This is a genomic window from Duganella sp. Dugasp78 (assembly GCF_059491455.1).
Map to the genome: position 1 here is coordinate 3,623,783 of NZ_CP168506.1, position 17,806 is coordinate 3,641,588.

The window sequence follows — 17,806 nt, forward strand, 5'->3', positions numbered from 1 at the left end:
CATGGTACAGCATGGGCTACACGATACAGATTGGCCTTGCCAAAAACGGCCATAAATAGTACTGTGTATTTATACAGTATTTGCGGTAAAATCCGTTCCACATGATGAGCCGATCCGCCACCTCTTCCGCCCTTGTGCCCGAAGCCGTCCATCCATCGCTATGGCTGGCGTCGCAACTGGCGCACAGCGCCACGCGCTGCGTCGACACCGGCTTTGCCGCCTTGTCGGCGCAGCTGCCGGGCGGCGGCTGGCCGCTGGGCGTGCTGACCGACCTGCTGGTGCAGCAGCACGGCATCGGTGAGCTGCGCCTGCTGCGGCCGGCGTTGCTGGGCTTGGGCAAGCGGCCTATCGTGTTGCTGCAACCGCCGCATGCGCCGCAGGCGCTGGCGCTGGCGGCCCTGGGGCTGGAGCCGTCGCAGCTGATCTGGATACGCAGCGGCGCCAAGAGCGGCGACGCCTTGTGGGCCGCCGAACAGGTGCTGCGCAGCGGCTGTTGCGGCGCGCTGCTGCTGTGGCAAAACCATGCGCGCGGCGAAACGCTGCGCCGCTTGCACCTGGCGGCGCAAAGCGGGGATACGCTGTTCTGCATGCTGCGCCCGCTGGCGGCCGCGCAGGATGCCTCGCCGGCGCCGCTGCGGCTGTCGCTGCACACGGCGTCGGGCGGCATCAACATCGGCTTCGTCAAACGACGAGGGCCGCAGCGCGACACGCCCTTATTTTTGCCATTAACCCCATCGCTCCTACAACGCCATGCGCCTCTGGATCGGACTACACCTGCCACGGCTCCCGCTCGAAGTATTCTGCCCGCGCTGGTCGGATGACCGCTGCACCGTGGTGCTGGAGCAGGAGCGGGTAGTGGCCATGTCGGCGCTGGCGCGGCATGCCGGCGTCGACGTCGGCATGCGGCGCGGCGGCGCGCTGATGCTGGCGCCGCAATCGCAGTTCCAGCAGCGCGCGCCGCAGCGGGAGGCGGACGCGCAACACGCGGTGGCGATGGCGCTGCTGCAATTTACGCCGCAGCTGGCGCAGGCGGAGGAGGCCACGCTGCTGCTCGACGTCGGCGCCAGCCTGCGCCTGTTCGGCGGCATCCGCGCGCTGTGCCGGCTGGTGGCGGCCAGCATGGAGGCGCTTGGTTTCACGGCCATGCTCAGCTGCGCGCCCACCGCGCGCGGCGCCTGGCTGCTGGCCCGCAGCGATGCAGGGCGGGCCTTGACGATGGACGCGTTAGTGCGGCGCATGGACCGCTTGCCCGGCAGCCTGCTGCCTCCGGCTCGGCCCTACCTGAGCTGGTTGGAAGGCATAGGGTGCTTGACGCTGGGCGAGATGCGCCGCCTGCCGCGTCCCGGCTTGCAGCGCCGCTGCGGCAGGGCCTTGCTGGACATGCTGGACGACGCCTACGGCGAGCGTGCCGAGATGCATCAGTGGCTGGAAGCGCCGGCCAGCTTCCGCGCCAAGCTGGAATTGTTCGACCGCGTGGAGCACGCCGAGGCGCTGCTGTTCGGCGCGCGCCGTTTGCTGCAGCAGCTGACCGGCTGGCTCAGCGCGCGCCAGTTCGCGGTCGAGCGCATCCGGCTGTTGCTGGAGCATGAGCGCGGCAAGGTGGCCGGCCCGCCGACGGTGATCGACATCGTGCTGGCCGAGCCGACCTGGCGCGACGAGCATCTGGTGCGCCTGCTCAAGGAGCGGCTGGCCAAGCAGGTGCTGGACGCGCCGGTGATCGGCCTGTGCCTGGAGGCGCCGCAGGTGCAGCCGATGGCGCCGCCGAGCGATACGCTGTTTCCCGAGCCGGGCGGCAGCAAGGAGGACTGGCAGCGCCTGCTGGAACTGCTGACCGCGCGGCTGGGGCCGGACAACGTGCTGCAGGCGGCACCGCGCGCCGACTACCGCCCCGAGCAGGCCAACGCCTGGGTCAGCGTGCAGGAGAAAATCCGTCCCGCCGACGCCCGCGCCCAGCTGCCGCCGGACATGCCCAGCCTGCCGCGTCCGGCGTGGCTGCTGGCCAAGCCCATTCCCCTGCTGATGCGCGACCACCGGCCGTTCTACGGCTCGCCGCTGAAGATCATGTCCAGCGGCGAGCGCATCGAGGCCGGCTGGTGGGGCGCCATGCAAACCCGCGACTACTTCATGGCCGAGGGCGACGATTTTGCCCACTACTGGCTGTACCGCGAGCGCACCGGCCACGAGGGCGAGCAGTCGGCGCGCTGGTATCTGCACGGTTTGTTTGGTTAAATAGCGTCTGCCATCATTCACGGGACAGCGCATGCGATCACATCGACAGGAATTCCTTGGCGCCGACGGCCAGAAACTGGCATCCCGGCTGGATATGCCGGACGGCGCCATTCGGGCCTACGCCTTGTTTGCCCACTGCTTCACCTGCGGCAAGGACGTGTTTGCCGCCAGCCGCATCGCGCAGGCACTGACCGAGCATGGCTTTGCCGTGCTGCGTTTCGACTTCACCGGCTTGGGCGCCAGCGAGGGCGAATTCGCCAACACCAATTTCTCGTCCAACCTGGCGGACCTGCTGGCGGCGGCCGCCTACCTGCGCGCCGACCACCACGCCCCCAGCCTGCTGATCGGCCACAGCCTGGGCGGCGCGGCGGTGCTGGCGGTGGCCGCGCAGGTGCCGGAGGCCAAGGCGGTGGTGACCTTGGCCGCGCCCAGCGATCCGGTGCGCGTGACCGGCTTGTTCAGCCAGCACCTCGACGAGATCGCCAGCGAGGGCGAGGCGCAGGTGCAGCTGGCGGGCCGGCCTTTCCGCATCAAGCAGCAATTTGTCGAGGATGCGGGCGGGCACAATTTGAAGGTGAAGATCGCGGCCCTGAAGCGGGCCTTGCTGGTGATGCACGCGCCGGGCGACGACACGGTCGGCATCAGCAACGCGATGGAGATTTTTACCGCCGCCAAGCATCCGAAAAGCTTCATCTCGCTTGACAGCGCGGACCACCTGCTGACCGAGCGCGACGATGCCGTCTACGTGGCGAACCTGATCGCGGCCTGGAGCGACCGCTACATTTGATGTCATTCTCGCGACAGCGGGAATCCATGCTGAGCCAACTGCGGCCCGGTTCCATAGATTCCCGCCTGCGCGGGAATGACTATTATTCGTCGTCGAATTCTTCGGCGAGGTCTTTCCAGCCCTTGCCGGCGGCGAAGGTGTTGAATTCGTCCGGCGCTTCCAGCACCAGCAGCTTGCTTTCCTGGAGCACGGAATCGCCGGCGGTCAGGGCCGGGCCCTTGTAGCCGACGGTGCGCAGCTGCGCGACCACGGCGTCGATCAGCGATTTGTCCTTGTGCAGGCCGCTGATCGAGGTGGAAAAGTCCACGTACACGTCGATCGCGCCGTAACCTTCGTCGAAGATACGGATCGCCTTGGCGTCGTAGGCACGGCCGGAGCCGTCGGTGGCCTTGAAGGGGCCGCTGAGTTGGATGTCGGTGTCTTTGTTCATCCGGTTAGCATACACCAAAACAGCCAAACGCCAAGGCCGCCGCCCTAGCGCGAGACGGTGTTGCGGCCCTTGTGCTTGGCCCGGTACAAGGCCTGGTCGGCCTGTTCGTAGATTTCTTCCTGGCTCAGCGTGGCGTCCGGCGCGATGAAGGCCAGCCCCAGCGACAGCGTCACGTGGCCGCAGGGCGGGTTGCCCTGGTGCGGGATCAGGCGGGCCGCCAGGTCGGCGCGGATCTGCTCGGCCAGCGCCTCGCTCTCGTCGGCGTTGTGGCTGGCGAACAGGCAGGCGAACTCGTCGCCGCCGATGCGGAAGCTCAGGTCGCCCGGACGGCTCAGCGCCCGCTGCATGGCATCGGCCACTGCCTTCAGCACCTGATCGCCTTGCGGATGGCCGTAGCTGTCGTTGTATTCCTTGAAGCGGTCGACGTCGATCAGCAGCAGCGTCAGCAGGCGCTGGTCGCGGTGCGCGCGCTTTTGTTCTTCGCTGAAGCGGATGTTGAAGTAGCGCCGGTTCTTCAGCCCGGTCAGCTCGTCGGTCACGCTGTCGAACTGCGCGGCCTTGGCGTCGGTGATGTCGGTGGAGACGGCGCAGGTGGCGTAGACCCGGCCGTCGTCGTCGAGCAGCGGGAACTTCACCGTCATGTAGGTGTGCAGCGTCTTGTCGCGGTGGTAGACCGACTCCTCCTCGTTGACGGCGCGCCGTTCCTGCGCGGCCGTGCGGTCGTTGCGCCACAGCTGTTCGGCGATTTCACGCGGGAATAGTTCGAACACGTTCGCGCCGACAAAGGTGGCGGGGTCGTAGCCGTCGAGGATATCGAAATGGCGGTTGGCCATCGTGATATTGCCTTGCAAATCCTTGGTCGAAATCAGGATGGGGGCGTTGTCGAGCAGGGCGTGAAAAATGCGGTCGGACGCGCGTAGCTGGTCGAGCTCGGTGCGCGGTGGAGGGCGGGGATCGGTCCGGTCTGGCATGGGGCCAGTATAACCCGGGGGGGCGCTGCCGCAAGCGGCCGGCGCCCCGTTGAAGCGACAATTACTTTAGCGGTTGCAGAATTGCCTCAAGGCGGTCCGGCGTGCCCTCGATGCGCTCCAGGCGCGGATACTTCAGGCCGTCGTGGTAATCGAGCACAAAGGTCTGGTACATGCCGGCTTTTTTCACCAGCAAGGTGATAGGCTCCTTGCCGGTCTTGGCGGCCCTGACGGCGGCGCGCAGCACTTCGGCCTTGTAGGCGCGGCCGTTCACGGCCAGCAGCGTGCTGCCGCCCGACAGGCCCGCCTTGAAGCCCACGCCTTCCCACTGGAAGGCTTCCAGCTTGCCCTCCGAGCCCACCGAGAAGCCCAGCGAGTACTGGAAGTTGGCCGACTTGCTTTGCTCCTCCTGGGCCTTGAGGAAGTCGGTCGGCTTGTCGGTGTACACCAGTTTCCAGCCGGCGCGCGCCAGGCCGTCCAGCGGCGCGCCGGGGCCGTGGCCGTCCAGGCGGGTGCGCAGGAAGCCGGCCCAGTCGTAAGGCTGGACCGCGTTGAGCGCCTTCACCACATCGTCGAAGGTGTAGTGCATGGCCACGTTGACGCCGTCGTCGACGCCGAAGAAGCTGCGGGCGAAGTCGTTGAGCGAGCGCTTGTCGCCGGACTTTTCGCGGATCAGCGTGTCGGCGTCCAGCCAGATCAGCTCACCTTCGGAATAGTAATCCTCGGCGCGCTGCCAGTTGTTCCAGCCCTGCGGGCGGCGGGCGTTGACGATCGGGTCGTTGGTGGTGTCCTGCATCGCGCGCCATTCGCGGCCGCGGGTGTTGTCGTAGCGGGCGGCGGTGGCGGCCAGCAGGTCGCGCGTGTGCTCGGGCTTGATCAGGCCGGAGCGCGCGGCGATCACCGCGCCCCAGTACTGGGTCTGGCCCTCGTACACCCACAGCAGCGAGTTCTGCAGCGGCGTGTTGAAGTTGGGGACGTTCTGGTCGGCCGGGCGGCGGAACTTGCCGTTCCACGAGTGCGTGAATTCATGCGGCAGCAGTTCGCGCGTCGTCTCGTGCTTGGCCCAGTCGCTGAAGTAACCCAGCTTGACGCCGTTCTCGCTCGACTGGTGATGCTCGCGGCCGATGCCGCCGAACTCGTCGCTGACGGCGAACAGGAAATCGTAGTGCTGATAGTGGCGCGAGGCGAACAGCTTGTAGGCCTGCTGCACCATGGCGCGGTGCGGGGCGATTTGTTCCGGCGTCGCCTCCAGCTGCTCGGCCGAGTCGGCCACGACGTTCAGGTGCACCGGCACCCTGGCGCCCGGATCGAGGTCGATGCGGCGGAAGTAGCGGCCGGCGAACAAGGGCGAATCCATCATCGCTTCCAGGTCGAGCGGCTTGAAGGCGATCTGGTCGCCGTCGCGCGCGGCCGTTTCCAGCGCGGTGCCGTACTGCCAGCCGGCCGGCACCGTCAGGTTGGGCTGCATGGTGATGCGGCGGCTGTTGTAACCGGCCGGGTACAGGGTCAGCGATTGCCATTGCACGCCGACGATGTCGTTGGTGATCGTGGTGCGGCCCTGGTTCGCCTCGGTCGGCGACAGGTACTGGAATTCCACGTCCACCGACGAGGCGTCGTCCGGCACCTCGATATGAAAGGCGTAGACGTTGACGGTGTCGCGCTGCCAGTCCAGCGGCTTGCCGTTGGCGCTGACCTTGAGGCCGGCGAACTGGTTGAGCGCGCCGCTGGGGCCGTGGTTGGCCGGTATCCACTGCGGATAGAGCAGGGTCAGTTTGCCGGGCACGGCGGGGATGCTCTCGCGTACGCGGAAGATTTGCTGCGCCGTGTTGGTGGCGTCCACTTTCAAGACGATGGTGCCTGGGTAAGGCTGTTCGGAGATGGCTTCTGCCTGGGCGCTGAAGGCGGTAGCCAACAGGACGGCGAGGGCGGCACGTGATATGGACATGTGGTCGATAACAAGGGTGGACAAGAGGGCGAGTGTAGCATGCGGGCAACTTGTAAATCTGGCAAAAAGACGGCGCGGCGCGGTGTAAATATTTTTGAAAAATTTTGCGGCTCTGGGGATCTTGTGGCCGTTTTTCAAGGCCTTGAAAGGCCCGAAACCCATCCTTATATCGGACTCAGTGGTTGCCCAGATGGGGACCACCGAGGGGAATCTTCCCCGTCCATATCGCTTAACTTTAAAAGGATATTCATCATGCGTACTTTTGACCTGACCCCACTGTATCGTTCCGCCATCGGCTTTGATCGCCTGGCACAACTGCTCAACGACGCCCAGCGCGGCGACGCCACCCCAAGCTATCCACCGTACAACATCGAGCTGGTGTCGGAAGACAAATACCGCATCGTGATGGCGCTGGCCGGCTTCGACCGTTCGGAAATCGACATCACCTTCGAGCGCGATTCGCTGCACATCGTCGGCCGCAAGCAGAAGGACACCACCGAGCGCACCTATCTGCACCGCGGCATCGCCGCCCGCGATTTCGAGCAGCGCTTCCAGCTGGCCAACCACGTCAAAGTGACCGGCGCCACCTTCGACAACGGCATGCTCAATATCGAACTGGTGCGCGAAGTGCCCGAGGCGCTGAAGCCACGCAAGATCGTCATCGACGGCAGCGACAACGTCACCGCCCTGGAGCAGCGCCAGGCCGCCTGATCCGCTAATTCGTCATTCCCGCGCAGGCGGGAATCCATGCTGCGCCTCTGACGACGCGATGTATGGGTTCCCGCCTGCGCGGGAACGACGGCTTTTGAACTGGCCGGTATATCCGGCCAGTTTTGCGTAAACCAGCCTTGGGTGTAAGCAATTGTTTTGTTAAGACGGGTCTAAGTTTTTGCCCTCATATTGGATACATCTACAAACCTCATTCAATTCAGGAGTGCAGCTATGTCCGAATCTACTCTCAAACGTGCAGCCCTCGCCGTGGCAGTGCTGGGCGTGATAGGCGTGGGTGGCGCCGTCGCCGTCAAACAAGGCAATGCCGTTGCCGCCGCTCCCGTGGTACTGCAGGCCGTCGCGCCGGTGCAGGCCGCCGCGCCAGTCGCCGTGCCTGCGCCCATGATGGCGCTGCCCGACTTCAGCGTGATCGCCGCCCATAACGGCCCGGCGGTGGTCAACATCAGCGTCACCGGCAGCACCAAGGTCGGCTTCGACGGCGGCGAGCAGGCCGGCCGTGGCGATCCGTTCGCCGACGATCCTTTCTATGAATTCTTCCGCCGCTTCCAGGGCCCGCAGCAGCGCGGCGGCCCGCGCAGCGTGCCGACCCACGGCCTCGGCTCCGGCTTCATCGTCAGCGCCGACGGCATCATCCTGACCAACGCCCACGTGGTGCGCGACGCCAGCGAGGTGGTGGTCAAGCTGACCGACCGCCGCGAATTCCGCGCCAAGGTGCTGGGCTCCGATCCGAAGAGCGACGTGGCCGTGCTGAAGATCGACGCCAAGAACCTGCCGGTGGTGCCGCTGGCCAAGGGCAACGACCTGAAGGTGGGCGAATGGGTGCTGGCGATCGGCTCGCCATACGGCCTCGATAACACCGTGACCGCCGGCGTGGTCAGCGCCAAGGGCCGCTCGCTGCCGGACGGGAACGTGCCGTTCATCCAGACCGACGTCGCCGTCAACCCCGGCAACTCGGGCGGCCCGCTGTTCAACACGCGCGGCGAAGTGGTCGGCATCAACTCGCAGATCTATAGCCAGACCGGCGGCTACCAGGGCCTGTCGTTCGCGATCCCGATCGACGTGGCGGGCAAGATCAAGGACCAGATCGTTGCGACCGGCAAGGTCACCCATGCCAAGCTGGGCGTGGGGGTGCAGGAGGTCAACCAGGGCTTTGCCGACTCGTTCAACCTGGCCACGCCGGAGGGCGCGCTGGTGTACAACGTCGAGAAGGGCAGCCCAGCCGATAAGGCCGGCCTCAAGCCCGGCGACGTGATCCGCGCGCTCAACGGCAACAAGATCGTCAGCTCCGGCGATTTGCCGGCCATCGTCGGCCTGGCCTCGCCAGGTGATAAGGTGACGATGGAAGTCTGGCGCCAGGGTAAGCCGGTACAATTGAGCGCCACGCTGGGCAACGCCAACGACAAGGTCGCGGCCGCCGACGATGACCGCACCGAGCAGGCCAACGCCAAGCTGAAGCTGGGCTTGTCGCTGCGGCCGCTGGAAAACATGGAGAAGCGCCAGTCCGGCATCCCGAACGGCTTGCTGATCGAGGATGCGCGCGGCGCGGCGGCCGATGCCGGCGTGCAGCCGGGCGATGTGCTGCTGTCGGTGAACGGCCGTCCGGTCAACTCGGTCGACCAGGTGCGCGATGTGGTGGGCAAGTCCGGCAAGTCGGTGGCATTGCTGATACAGCGCGGCGACGATAAAATCTTCATACCGGTGCGTTTGGGCTAAGCCCGCGGGCCGGCAGAACGCAACACAAAAACAGAAAGGAAACAATATGCGACTTCTGCTGGTAGAAGACGATACGATGATCGGCGAGGTAGTGCTCGACCTGCTGAGGGCCGAGCACTACGCGGTGGACTGGGTTAAGGATGGCGCGATGGCCGACACCGCGCTGCAGACCCAGACCTACGACCTGGTGCTGCTGGACCTGGGCCTGCCGCGCAAGGATGGCCTTGAAGTGCTGCGCTCGATGCGCGCGCGCAAGGAGCTGACCCCGGTGCTGGTGGCCACCGCGCGCGACGCCAAGGAGCAGCGCATCGCCGGCCTCGACGCCGGCGCCGACGACTATGTCCTTAAACCCTACGACCTCGACGAACTGCTGGCGCGCATCCGCGCCTTGCTGCGCCGTTCGGCCGGCCGCGCCGAGCCGATCTTCGAGCACGGCGGCGTCAGCGTCAATCCGCAAACCCGCGAAGTGCTGGCCGACGGCAAGCAGGTCAGCCTGTCGGCGCGCGAATGGGCGGTGCTGGAGGCGCTGATCGCGCGGCCCGGCATCGTGCTGTCGCGCCACCAGCTGGAGGAAAAGCTGTACAGCTGGAAGGATGAAGTCAACAGCAACGCGGTCGAGGTCTACATCCATGGCCTGCGCAAGAAGCTTGGCGCGGAACTGATCCAAAACGTGCGCGGCCTGGGATACATGGTACCGAAGCTATGAAGGCGATGAAGGTGAGGCTGCCGTCGCTGCCGCGGGTGCCCGTGGTGACCCACTCGCTGCGCGGCCGTCTGCTGTGGTTTCTGCTGGCCGCCATCACCATGGCGGCCATCGCGCAGGCGATGATCGCCTACCGCAGCGCGCTCAGCGACGCCGACCAGATCTTCGACTATCACATGCAGCAGATGGCGATGTCGCTGCGCTCCAGCGCCACGCTGACCAACAAGGCGGCCGACACGGCGGCCGATCCCGAAAACGACGACCTGGTGGTGCAGGTGTGGACGCCGGACGGCGCCCAGGTGTTCCGTTCGCTGTCGCGCGCGGCGCTGCCGCAGCGCGCCGTGCTGGGCTTCTCCAACGTCAAGGCCAACAACACCACCTACCGCATCTTCTCGGTGCAGACCAGCAACCAGACGGTGCAGGTGGCGCAGGACATGGCGGTGCGCCAGCGCATGGCCGGCACGCTGGCGCTGCGCACGGTCGGCCCGATCGCCGTGATGGCGCCGGTGCTGATGCTGGTGGTGTGGTGGGTGGTCAGCGGCTCGCTGGCGCCGGTGTCGCGCGTCAAGCGGCAGGTGGCGGCGCGCCAGGCGGACGACCTGTCGCCGGTCTCCGAAAACGATCTGCCCGACGAGGTGCTGCCGCTGGTGCACGAGCTCAACCTGCTGTTCGGCCGCGTGCGCACCGCCTTCGAGGCGCAGCAGCACTTCGTCGCCGACGCCGCGCACGAACTGCGCTCGCCGCTGGCGGCGCTCAAACTCCAGGTGCTGAGCCTGGAGCGGGCGCAGGACGAGGCCGCACGCAGCATCGCCATCGGCCGCGTCACGGCCGGCATCGAGCGCGCCACGCGGCTGGTGGAGCAGTTGCTGGTGCTGGCGCGCCAGGAAGGCTCGGTCAACGATGTCAAGCTGGAGCCGGTCAGCATCACCGAGCTGGTCAAGCGCTCGCTGGGCGACATGGCCGGGCTGGCGCAGGCGCGCCAGATCGACCTGGGCCTGGACCACGCCGACGAAGCCACGGTGGACGGCCAGCCGGACGCGCTGATCATCCTGCTGCGCAACCTGATCGACAACGCCATCAAGTACACGCCGGCCGGCGGCACCGTCGATATCGACCTGCACCGTAGCGCCGGCGCCACAAAGGCCGCGCCTGGCCGCGTGGTGCTCAGCGTCGAGGATTCCGGCCCCGGCATCCCGCCGGAAGAGCGCGAGCGCGTGTTCAGCCGCTTCTACCGCGTGCCGGGCAGCCAGGCCGGCGGCAGCGGCCTGGGGCTGGCGATCATCAAGTCGATCGCCGAGCGCCACGGCGCCGTGCTGACCCTGGGCCAGTCCGAACGCCTGGGCGGGCTGCAGGTCAAAGTCGATTTTCCTGAGACTGCAAGGGCCACTCCAGTCTAAAATGCCACTTTGACATTGGTGTTGGAGTGGCGTATGAAGAAAATCGGCTTTTCGGGCACCCTGGACCCGATCACCAACGGCCATATGTGGGTGATGAACGAAGCCCGTTCGCTGGCGGACGAGGTGGTGGTGTTCCTGTCCGAAAACCCGGCCAAGAAGCCCAAGTTCTCGGCCGAGGAGCGCAAGAGCATCATCGCCCTCAGCTGCGCCGAGCAGGGCTGGGACAACGTCAAGGTGGTCATCGTCAAGGGCGACTACACCGCGCGCGCCGCCAAGAAGCAGGGCGTGCACTGCCTGATACGCGGCATCCGCACCACCGCCGATTTCGACTACGAGAACCTGATCCAGCAAACCAACGTCGACGTGCTGCAAGGCGCCAAGACCATCTTCGTGATGCCGCCGCGCGACCTCGGCTCGGTCAGCTCCAGCTTCGTCAAGGCGCTGGAGGGGCCGATCGGCTGGAACTGGATCATGAAGAAATTCGTGCCCGGCCCGGCCTACCACGCCTGGGTGCTGAGCTGGCTGCGCAAGGAGTGGGAGACGCTGTGGGACTACGAGCACCGCGACGCCACCGCCATCGCCCACGCCGACCAGTGGTTCGTGCAGCTGACCGGCGCCACCGCCTACGGCGGTCCGGCGCGCCACTATCACAACCTCGACCACCTGGTGCACGGCCTGTGCGAGATCCGCGTGTGGGCCGCCAACACCCGGCCCGATCCTGCCGACGTCGACATCGTCAAGCAAGCCTTCTGGTTCCATGACGCCGAGTACGGCCACAGCGGCGAGCCGGGCGCGCTGACCAACGAGGAAGCCAGCGCCCAACTCTGGCTGGGCAGCCACCTGGGGCAGGAGATGGGCGACGCCGCCGAACTGATACGCGCCACCGACCATTTCCAGGAAGCCTCGATCAGCCACCGCCTGAAGGACACCCTGCTCAGCGTCGACCTGGCCATCCTGGGGCAGGATGACGAGGTCTACCAGAACTACGCGCGCGCCATCCGCCAGGAATACATCCACCTGCCGGACGTCAAATACCGCGAACAGCGCGGCGGCGCGCTGGCCCATTTGTGCCGCAAGGCCAATGCGGGCCAGTTGTTCGGCAACGACTATTTTGCCGACCAGTACAACGAGCGCGCCATAGACAATATGCAGCGCGAGATGGAAGCGCTGGCGGTAAAGTGAAAAAATCAGCTGCGCTCCGTCACAGGGGCGTGGCTGCCTGTCCGGCATTTACCAGCCGCTGACCGAACCGGGCCTAGTGCGGCGGCAGTTCGACTTGCTCCTTGCGCGCGGCGATCTCGGCGCCCAGCGCATCGAGGTCCAGCTTGGTGTTGCGGACTTTGGGGAACATCTCGGTCTCTTCTTCCTGGACGTGGTGTTCGATCAGCTCGGACAGTACCTTGACCTTGGCATCGTACAGGTCGTCGGTGGGTTCCATCGAGATGATTTGTGCGATCAGGTCCTTGGCCGACGCGTGCTCAACGGCGGCCTCGTCCATGATGTCGTCGGCCTTGATGGCGGCGCGCGCGGCAGGGTAGAAGATTTCCTCTTCCACCGTGGCGTGCTTGGTCAGTTCGGTGCAGATCTGCAAAGCCAGTTTCTGCTTGCTGACGCGGGCGCGGTCGCCCAGTCCTTCATACTGTTCGAACAGCGACTTGACGTGTTCATGGTCTTCCGTCAGCAGCGTGATCGCGTCCTGCTGATCTGTCTCGGTGGGTATCGGCTTGGGGATCTTGTCCTGCGTATGGGTGGTGCTTTTCATGTCGGCTCCTTGCATGGCGAATGGATGGGGGGACTGCTTACCCAGTCTAGGAGCGCGATCAATGACGGTCTGTGCGTTGTTCAACGGAGTCGTTGTTGCCGTTGGCTTTGAATGCGATCGAGATCGTCGATCGCCTCAGAAGCGATTCCAGTTGTTGTGGCGGTGCTCGGCGGCTTCCTTGAGCAGGTAGCCGGCGCGGCGTTCGTCCTTGGGACTGAGGGCGTCGCCCAATTGCACCGTCATTGCCAGCTCCTGGATCGCTGGCGGATACTCGTGCTCGGCGGCTTCTTCCAGCAGGTGGCGGGCCTGGGCGCTGTCCTGCGCGACGCCGCGGCCTTCGCGGTAGATGTAGGACAGCAGGAACATGGCGTGTGGATTGCCAAGCTCGCTGGCGGTGTTCAGCCAACGCGCGGCCTGCGCATCGTCGCGCGCGACGCCGTCGCCGTTTTTGTAGAGCATGCCCAGCATCAGCGCCGCCCTGGCATGGTTTTGTTTGGCGGCCATCGCGTACCACGGCGCCGCCGCAGCCGGCGCCGCCGGCACGCCGGTCACGCCCACGCGCAGCATCTCGCCCAGCTGGAACGCCGCGTCGACGTCGCCGCTGCGCGCGGCCTGCTCAAACAGCTTCAGCGATTCCGCCCGCTGCGCCGGACGGGTCTGATACAACAGCGCCAGTTCGCGCTGCGCCACCGGCATGTTCTGCGCCGACCACGCCATCAGCTTGCGCTCGGCGCTGGCGTCGGCCTGCTGCATGGCCTTCATGCCCACCGTCTCGATTTGCGCCGAGTTCGGCTTTTCCTGCTGCAGCTGGCAGCCGAACAGGAACACGCCGGCCAGCAGGCCGACCAGCGCTACGCCGGGATAATTTTTAACTTGCATAAAGACCTCACGACCAGCGGAGCCGGCATCGCCGGCCCCGCGCACCACGCTTGAATTATTTGCTCAGATCCACAGAGTACTTGGCGAAGCCGCTGGCATCCAGCGCGCCCTCGGCCGTGACGGCGGTGATGCCGCTGCCCTTCGCCAGCGCCAGATGGCCGGGCGCCGAACGCAGGATCACTGGGCCGGCGGTCGCCACCTTGACGAAGCTCCAGCTGCGCGCGCTGCCGTTGGCCGCCAGCGTGACCTTGCCGCTGGCCGCGCCCTGCGCCGTCAGGTAGTTGCTGACCACGGTCTGGTTGGCGTCCGGCGACTTGATGATGGTCTTGCTGCCGTCGATGCCGGGCACGGCGCCGCCGCCGCCCGCGCGATAGTCGTTGGTGGCGACGATGAAGTCGTCGCCATCGGCCACGGCCTTGCCCAGGTAAGTCAGGTTGACGATGCGGCTGCCGACCGGCTTGGTCACGTCGATCTGGTAGGTCAGCGCGTTGTTCTCAGCGTAGAACACGTCGTAGTTGTAGATCGTGCCATACGACGGCACCAGGTCTTGCTCGGTGGTCTTGGCCGGGTCGATCTGGCCGAACTGCTTGGCGGCCGTTTCCAGCCAGGCCTTCAGGTCCGAACCCTTGATCTTCACCGCCTGCAGGTTGTTGTTGCTGTACAGGTAGAGGTCGCCCGGATTGCGCACTTGCAGGCCGACCGGCGCGGCGGCGCTGGCGCCCGGCGCGACGTCGGTGAAGTCCGAAGGACCGTTGCGGCCGGCCTTGAACGGCGCGCTGCACGAGATCACCGGAATGTTCTTGTAGCTGGCGATGGTGGCATCGGTGCTGGCGGCGATGAATTTCTTCACGTAGTCCAGCTGCGCCTGGTTGACCAGCTGGATCGCGCTGACGTCGCCGACCAGCGAGAAGTAGGCCGACATTTCAAAGTCGGTGGTCACGCCCAGCGGCTGTTTGGCGTAGGCGATGGTGGCCGCGTGCTCGGTGGCGACGATGGGCGCGATGGCCGGATCGGCCTTCACGATGGTGGCGCCGTCGGTGTACTTGAAGCCGCGCGATTCCACGCTGGTCTTATCCTGCTGCACCACCCATTTGCCACTGGTGAAGACCAGCGTCATCTTGATGATGCCCAGACGGCGGCCCCAGCTCTGCGCCATCACGGTCGGCACGCCGTTGACGAAGCCGTTGACGGCGTCGATCCTGGCGCTGGCCGGGAAGGCGGCGAACGATGGGTCCAGCGCCGGCGCGCCGGTCTCTTTACCTTTCGGGAAGATCAGGTGCGAATGGCCGATCAGCAGCGCGTCGATGCCGGTGCTGGTCAGGTGATAGCTGCCGTTTTCCATTTTCGGGCTGTAGGTGCTTGGGTCGAGGCCGCCGTGCGACAGCGCCACCACCAGGTCGGCGCCCTTGGCGCGCATCTCCGGCACGTACTGCTTGGCCGCTTCCTGCACGCCGCTCACGGCGACCTTGCCGGTCAGGTTCTTCTGGTCCCAGTCCAGGATCTGCGGCGGCACGAAGCTCATGATGCCGATGTTCAGCTTGACGTCGACCTTGGTGCCGTCCAGCTTGGTGGCGGTGAAGGTGCGCGGCAGCAGCGTGTACGGCTGCACGATGGGCTTGTTGCTGGCTGCGCCGGTGACGTTGGTCAGCACCAGTGGGAAGGCTGGCGCGCCGCAGGTGCCGCTTGGCTTGCTAACGCCCGGAATGCCGAAGTCGGTATTGGTGATCTGGCTCAGCAGCGGCAGGCCGTAGTTGAACTCGTGGTTGCCGAAGCCGCCGCCATCGTACTTCATGGCGTTCATGACTTTGTGCACGGCCATGGTGTCGGTGCAGGCGACCGGCTTGGTGACGGCTTGCATGTCGCCCAGCAGGGTGCCCTGGATGACATCGCCGTCGTCCAGCAGCACGTTGTTCGGGTTTTCCGCGCGGGCCGCGCTGACCAGGGTCGAGGTGCGCTCCAGGCCCAGGCTGGTGTCTTCCGCCAGTGAGTAGTAGTTGTAGCTCATCACATTGGCGTGGATGTCGGTGGTTTCCATCAGCGCCAGCGTGACGGTCGTGCCTTCGGCGATGGCTGGCGGCGCCGTGTAATCGCCACCGCAACCGACCAGACCCGCTGCCGTCAATGCAGCCAACATCACCAGATTTGTTTTCATTGCATCCTCAAATTAGGAAAATTCAAGGTCGGGACTGTACCTAACGTACATGACATAGTCGTGACAAAACACAAACAATTGTTTGTCCTGTGGCGCGATTTAACAGGGATTTGTCGTGATTTCGCGATACCGCCAGGGTGGCTGTCGCTATTCTGGCAAGCGATGCCGGGGTCACAAACGCCGGCGCGCACAGAGATGCGTCATCCTTCGGCCAAGCACCCATGGCGAGAAGGCAGGCAACTAACCAAAAGATGGACCACAACAGCGGCTCTGACGGCAGCGCTTATCGGGCGCTGCCGGCCACGACGGCCCGCCGTCCTAATAGGCCCACAGCGGCCCAGCCTTGCCGTTGACGGCGCCCCCTTCGAACACGACAAACACGCGGCGGCCGTAGAAGAAGGGCAATCCCCAATCAAAGTAAGTGCCGGCCCCGGCTGTGTTGCCCACCGTGCCGCCGACCTGCGCCGCCGAGATGGTCGAGGCCAGCTGCACCAGGTTGGCGACGTTGAAGTTGACCACGCCACTGGCGCTGCCGTCGGCTGCCGCATTGGTGGCGCTGAGCGAGAGCGTCGCAGCCGGGCAATAGAAATCCCCTCCCGAACAAGTGCGTATCGTGCTGTCGCTGAAAAAGTAGCCGTTGGAGCCGCTGTCGATGAAGCTGGCGCCGTAGGTCTGGCCCTTGTAGGTGGTGCTGAAGTCGCCGCTGCTGTTGGCCTTGAACAGGGTCTCGCCGGCGAGGGTGTTGTTGCTCTGGGTGTTGACGCCGAAGATCAGCGTGCCGCTGACCGACGTCAGCCCGGCCGTGCCGACGCTGGGCAGCACCAGCAGCACGCCGTTGTTGTTGACCGCGAACGACGCCACCGGATTGCTGACCTGCGACGCCAGCGCCATGTTGCTGGCGACGCAGCCGTTGCTGGTGCAGGCGTAGTAGGCGCCGCTGACCGCCGATCTGGCGCAGCTGTCGCCGCAGTCCTGCTTGAACAGGCCGACCCCGAGGATGCCTTTGGCGCCCATCGCCGCCAGCGTGCCGAGGCTGTTGCCGGCGCTGCTGCAACTGGACGGCGTGGCCGCGTAGTTGGCGCCGCCGTCGGCAACCACCTGGATCGAGATGCCGGCCGCCAATTCATCGGCCATGCGGACGTCGGCCTGGCGTACCGCGCCCCAGGTGTAGCCGCTGATGAACTTGGCGCATTCGCCGGCGTCGGCGCCGGACGGCGTCTTCACCGTGGGCAGGTTCAGCGCCGCATCGAGCGGCGCCAGCAGGCGCAGGCCGTAGGAGCCGGTGTCGAGCAGCACGTGGTCGATGGTCTGGCAGGTAGTGGTGCCGGGCTGGCATACCGTCACGCTGACATACGGAATATTGATCGCGCCGTTGATGCCGGTCGGGCCGCTGTCGACCACGATGGCGGTGCTGTTGCTCAGCGGCGCAGTCACGCTGAGCGCGGCGCTGGCTTTGACGTTGCCGCCGTCGCCGGTGCAGGACAGGGTGTAGACAAAATTGCCTGCAACGTTGGGGACGACGCTGACCGAGCCCGACGTGGCCTTGGCGCCGCTCCAGGCACCGCCGGCGGTGCAGTTGCTGGCGTTGGCCGACGACCAGCTCAGCACCGAACTCTGCGCGGTGGTGATGCTGGCCGGCGCCAGCGTCAGGTTGACGGTGGGCGAGGGCGGCGGCGTGCTGACGACAACGCTGGTGGTCTTGCTGACGCCGCTGCAGGTGACGGTGTAGAAAGCGGTGCCGGCCGCGCCGGCCGTGACAGTCTGCGAGCCGCTGTTGTCCAGCGCACCGCTCCAGGCGCCCGAGGCGGTGCAACCGGTCGCGCTGGGATTGCTGACGCTCCAGCTCAGCGTGACGACTTGGCCGACCGTGGTGGCGGTCGGCGTGGCGCTGATGCTGACCACGGGCGTGACAGTGGCATCGGCCTGGCTGGTGGGCGTTGTGGCGGCGGTGTTGCTGCCGCCGCCACCGCCGCCGCAGGCGCTGAGGATCAGCGCGAGCATGAGGTTGGCGAGCCAAATGAACCAGGCAGAGCCGGACGCGGCCAGCAGGGCCGCGCCGGCGCGATGCCGCAGCCGGCCGGTGGCGAGGGAACGGTGCATGCGCGTCTC

The 17,806-nt window shown here is 65.9% G+C and carries 15 protein-coding genes; 8 read left to right on the forward strand and 7 right to left on the reverse strand.

The genetic code is table 11. The features are described from left to right. Positions 1–104 precede the first annotated feature (104 nt). The 3 genes from imuA to ACEN9O_RS16055 are packed head-to-tail and all read left to right on the forward strand — an operon-like array spanning position 105 to position 3,016. The gene (imuA, locus tag ACEN9O_RS16045; protein ID WP_495618484.1) at positions 105–821 is read left to right on the forward strand and encodes a translesion DNA synthesis-associated protein ImuA; all 717 of its coding nucleotides are present in this window, start codon (positions 105–107) and stop codon (positions 819–821) included. After that, a complete protein-coding gene (locus tag ACEN9O_RS16050) occupies positions 751–2,229 on the forward strand; it encodes a Y-family DNA polymerase (protein ID WP_495612875.1) in 1,479 nt (492 codons plus the stop codon). The genes imuA and ACEN9O_RS16050 overlap by 71 nt, the downstream gene beginning before the upstream one ends. Positions 2,230–2,260: 31 nt before the next feature. Beyond that, the gene (locus ACEN9O_RS16055) at positions 2,261–3,016 is read left to right on the forward strand and encodes an alpha/beta hydrolase family protein (protein WP_495612876.1); all 756 of its coding nucleotides are present in this window, start codon (positions 2,261–2,263) and stop codon (positions 3,014–3,016) included. 82 nt (positions 3,017–3,098) lie between these two features. On the opposite strand, the gene ACEN9O_RS16060 is transcribed toward ACEN9O_RS16055, so the two are convergent. The 3 genes from ACEN9O_RS16060 to ACEN9O_RS16070 all read right to left on the reverse strand — a co-directional run bounded on the left by ACEN9O_RS16060 (position 3,099) and on the right by ACEN9O_RS16070 (position 6,359). Beyond that, a complete protein-coding gene (locus ACEN9O_RS16060; protein ID WP_495612877.1) occupies positions 3,099–3,446 on the reverse strand; it encodes a hypothetical protein in 348 nt (115 codons plus the stop codon). Between the two features lie 44 nt (positions 3,447–3,490). Then, complete coding sequence (locus ACEN9O_RS16065; RefSeq protein ID WP_495612878.1) at positions 3,491–4,417, reverse strand: sensor domain-containing diguanylate cyclase; 927 nt, start codon at positions 4,415–4,417, stop codon at positions 3,491–3,493. A gap of 61 nt (positions 4,418–4,478) precedes the next feature. Continuing rightward, a complete protein-coding gene (locus ACEN9O_RS16070) occupies positions 4,479–6,359 on the reverse strand; it encodes a M61 family metallopeptidase (protein ID WP_495612879.1) in 1,881 nt (626 codons plus the stop codon). Positions 6,360–6,611: 252 nt separating this feature from the next. On the opposite strand from ACEN9O_RS16070, the gene ACEN9O_RS16075 reads away from it, so the two are divergent. From ACEN9O_RS16075 to coaD, 5 genes are all read left to right on the forward strand, one after another. Further along, on the forward strand, positions 6,612–7,070 hold the full coding sequence (locus ACEN9O_RS16075; RefSeq protein ID WP_495612880.1) for an Hsp20 family protein: 459 nt from the start codon (positions 6,612–6,614) through the stop codon (positions 7,068–7,070). 231 nt (positions 7,071–7,301) lie between these two features. Next, complete coding sequence (locus ACEN9O_RS16080; protein ID WP_495612881.1) at positions 7,302–8,804, forward strand: Do family serine endopeptidase; 1,503 nt, start codon at positions 7,302–7,304, stop codon at positions 8,802–8,804. A gap of 46 nt (positions 8,805–8,850) precedes the next feature. Beyond that, positions 8,851–9,510 (forward strand): response regulator, encoded by a 660-nt coding sequence (locus ACEN9O_RS16085; protein ID WP_495612882.1) that lies wholly within the window; start codon positions 8,851–8,853, stop codon positions 9,508–9,510. A gap of 5 nt (positions 9,511–9,515) precedes the next feature. After that, the gene (locus tag ACEN9O_RS16090) at positions 9,516–10,904 is read left to right on the forward strand and encodes an ATP-binding protein (RefSeq protein ID WP_495618485.1); all 1,389 of its coding nucleotides are present in this window, start codon (positions 9,516–9,518) and stop codon (positions 10,902–10,904) included. A gap of 33 nt (positions 10,905–10,937) precedes the next feature. Further along, positions 10,938–12,086 (forward strand): pantetheine-phosphate adenylyltransferase, encoded by a 1,149-nt coding sequence (gene coaD, locus ACEN9O_RS16095; protein ID WP_495612883.1) that lies wholly within the window; start codon positions 10,938–10,940, stop codon positions 12,084–12,086. Positions 12,087–12,159: 73 nt separating this feature from the next. Here coaD and ACEN9O_RS16100 read toward each other — a convergent pair whose 3' ends face one another. From ACEN9O_RS16100 to ACEN9O_RS16115, 4 genes are all read right to left on the reverse strand, one after another. Next, entirely contained in the window at positions 12,160–12,666 is a 507-nt protein-coding gene (locus ACEN9O_RS16100; protein ID WP_495612884.1) for a hemerythrin domain-containing protein, read from the reverse strand. A gap of 135 nt (positions 12,667–12,801) precedes the next feature. Continuing rightward, complete coding sequence (locus tag ACEN9O_RS16105) at positions 12,802–13,545, reverse strand: tetratricopeptide repeat protein (protein ID WP_495612885.1); 744 nt, start codon at positions 13,543–13,545, stop codon at positions 12,802–12,804. 55 nt (positions 13,546–13,600) lie between these two features. Continuing rightward, on the reverse strand, positions 13,601–15,697 hold the full coding sequence (locus tag ACEN9O_RS16110) for a bifunctional 2',3'-cyclic-nucleotide 2'-phosphodiesterase/3'-nucleotidase (protein ID WP_495612886.1): 2,097 nt from the start codon (positions 15,695–15,697) through the stop codon (positions 13,601–13,603). A gap of 318 nt (positions 15,698–16,015) precedes the next feature. Further along, on the reverse strand, positions 16,016–17,797 hold the full coding sequence (locus tag ACEN9O_RS16115; RefSeq protein ID WP_495612887.1) for a DUF3443 family protein: 1,782 nt from the start codon (positions 17,795–17,797) through the stop codon (positions 16,016–16,018). Positions 17,798–17,806 lie beyond the last annotated feature (9 nt).

Bases quoted from the DNA above. Each gene is read 5' to 3' on its own strand.
- imuA (WP_495618484.1), top strand. From the start codon at position 105: ATGAGCCGATCCGCCACCTCTTCCGCCCTTGTGCCCGAAGCCGTCCAT.
- ACEN9O_RS16050 (WP_495612875.1), top strand. From the start codon at position 751: ATGCGCCTCTGGATCGGACTACACCTGCCACGGCTCCCGCTCGAAGTA.
- ACEN9O_RS16055 (WP_495612876.1), top strand. From the start codon at position 2,261: ATGCGATCACATCGACAGGAATTCCTTGGCGCCGACGGCCAGAAACTG.
- ACEN9O_RS16060 (WP_495612877.1), bottom strand. From the start codon at position 3,446: ATGAACAAAGACACCGACATCCAACTCAGCGGCCCCTTCAAGGCCACC.
- ACEN9O_RS16065 (WP_495612878.1), bottom strand. From the start codon at position 4,417: ATGCCAGACCGGACCGATCCCCGCCCTCCACCGCGCACCGAGCTCGAC.
- ACEN9O_RS16070 (WP_495612879.1), bottom strand. From the start codon at position 6,359: ATGTCCATATCACGTGCCGCCCTCGCCGTCCTGTTGGCTACCGCCTTC.
- ACEN9O_RS16075 (WP_495612880.1), top strand. From the start codon at position 6,612: ATGCGTACTTTTGACCTGACCCCACTGTATCGTTCCGCCATCGGCTTT.
- ACEN9O_RS16080 (WP_495612881.1), top strand. From the start codon at position 7,302: ATGTCCGAATCTACTCTCAAACGTGCAGCCCTCGCCGTGGCAGTGCTG.
- ACEN9O_RS16085 (WP_495612882.1), top strand. From the start codon at position 8,851: ATGCGACTTCTGCTGGTAGAAGACGATACGATGATCGGCGAGGTAGTG.
- ACEN9O_RS16090 (WP_495618485.1), top strand. From the start codon at position 9,516: ATGAAGGTGAGGCTGCCGTCGCTGCCGCGGGTGCCCGTGGTGACCCAC.
- coaD (WP_495612883.1), top strand. From the start codon at position 10,938: ATGAAGAAAATCGGCTTTTCGGGCACCCTGGACCCGATCACCAACGGC.
- ACEN9O_RS16100 (WP_495612884.1), bottom strand. From the start codon at position 12,666: ATGAAAAGCACCACCCATACGCAGGACAAGATCCCCAAGCCGATACCC.
- ACEN9O_RS16105 (WP_495612885.1), bottom strand. From the start codon at position 13,545: ATGCAAGTTAAAAATTATCCCGGCGTAGCGCTGGTCGGCCTGCTGGCC.
- ACEN9O_RS16110 (WP_495612886.1), bottom strand. From the start codon at position 15,697: ATGAAAACAAATCTGGTGATGTTGGCTGCATTGACGGCAGCGGGTCTG.
- ACEN9O_RS16115 (WP_495612887.1), bottom strand. From the start codon at position 17,797: ATGCACCGTTCCCTCGCCACCGGCCGGCTGCGGCATCGCGCCGGCGCG.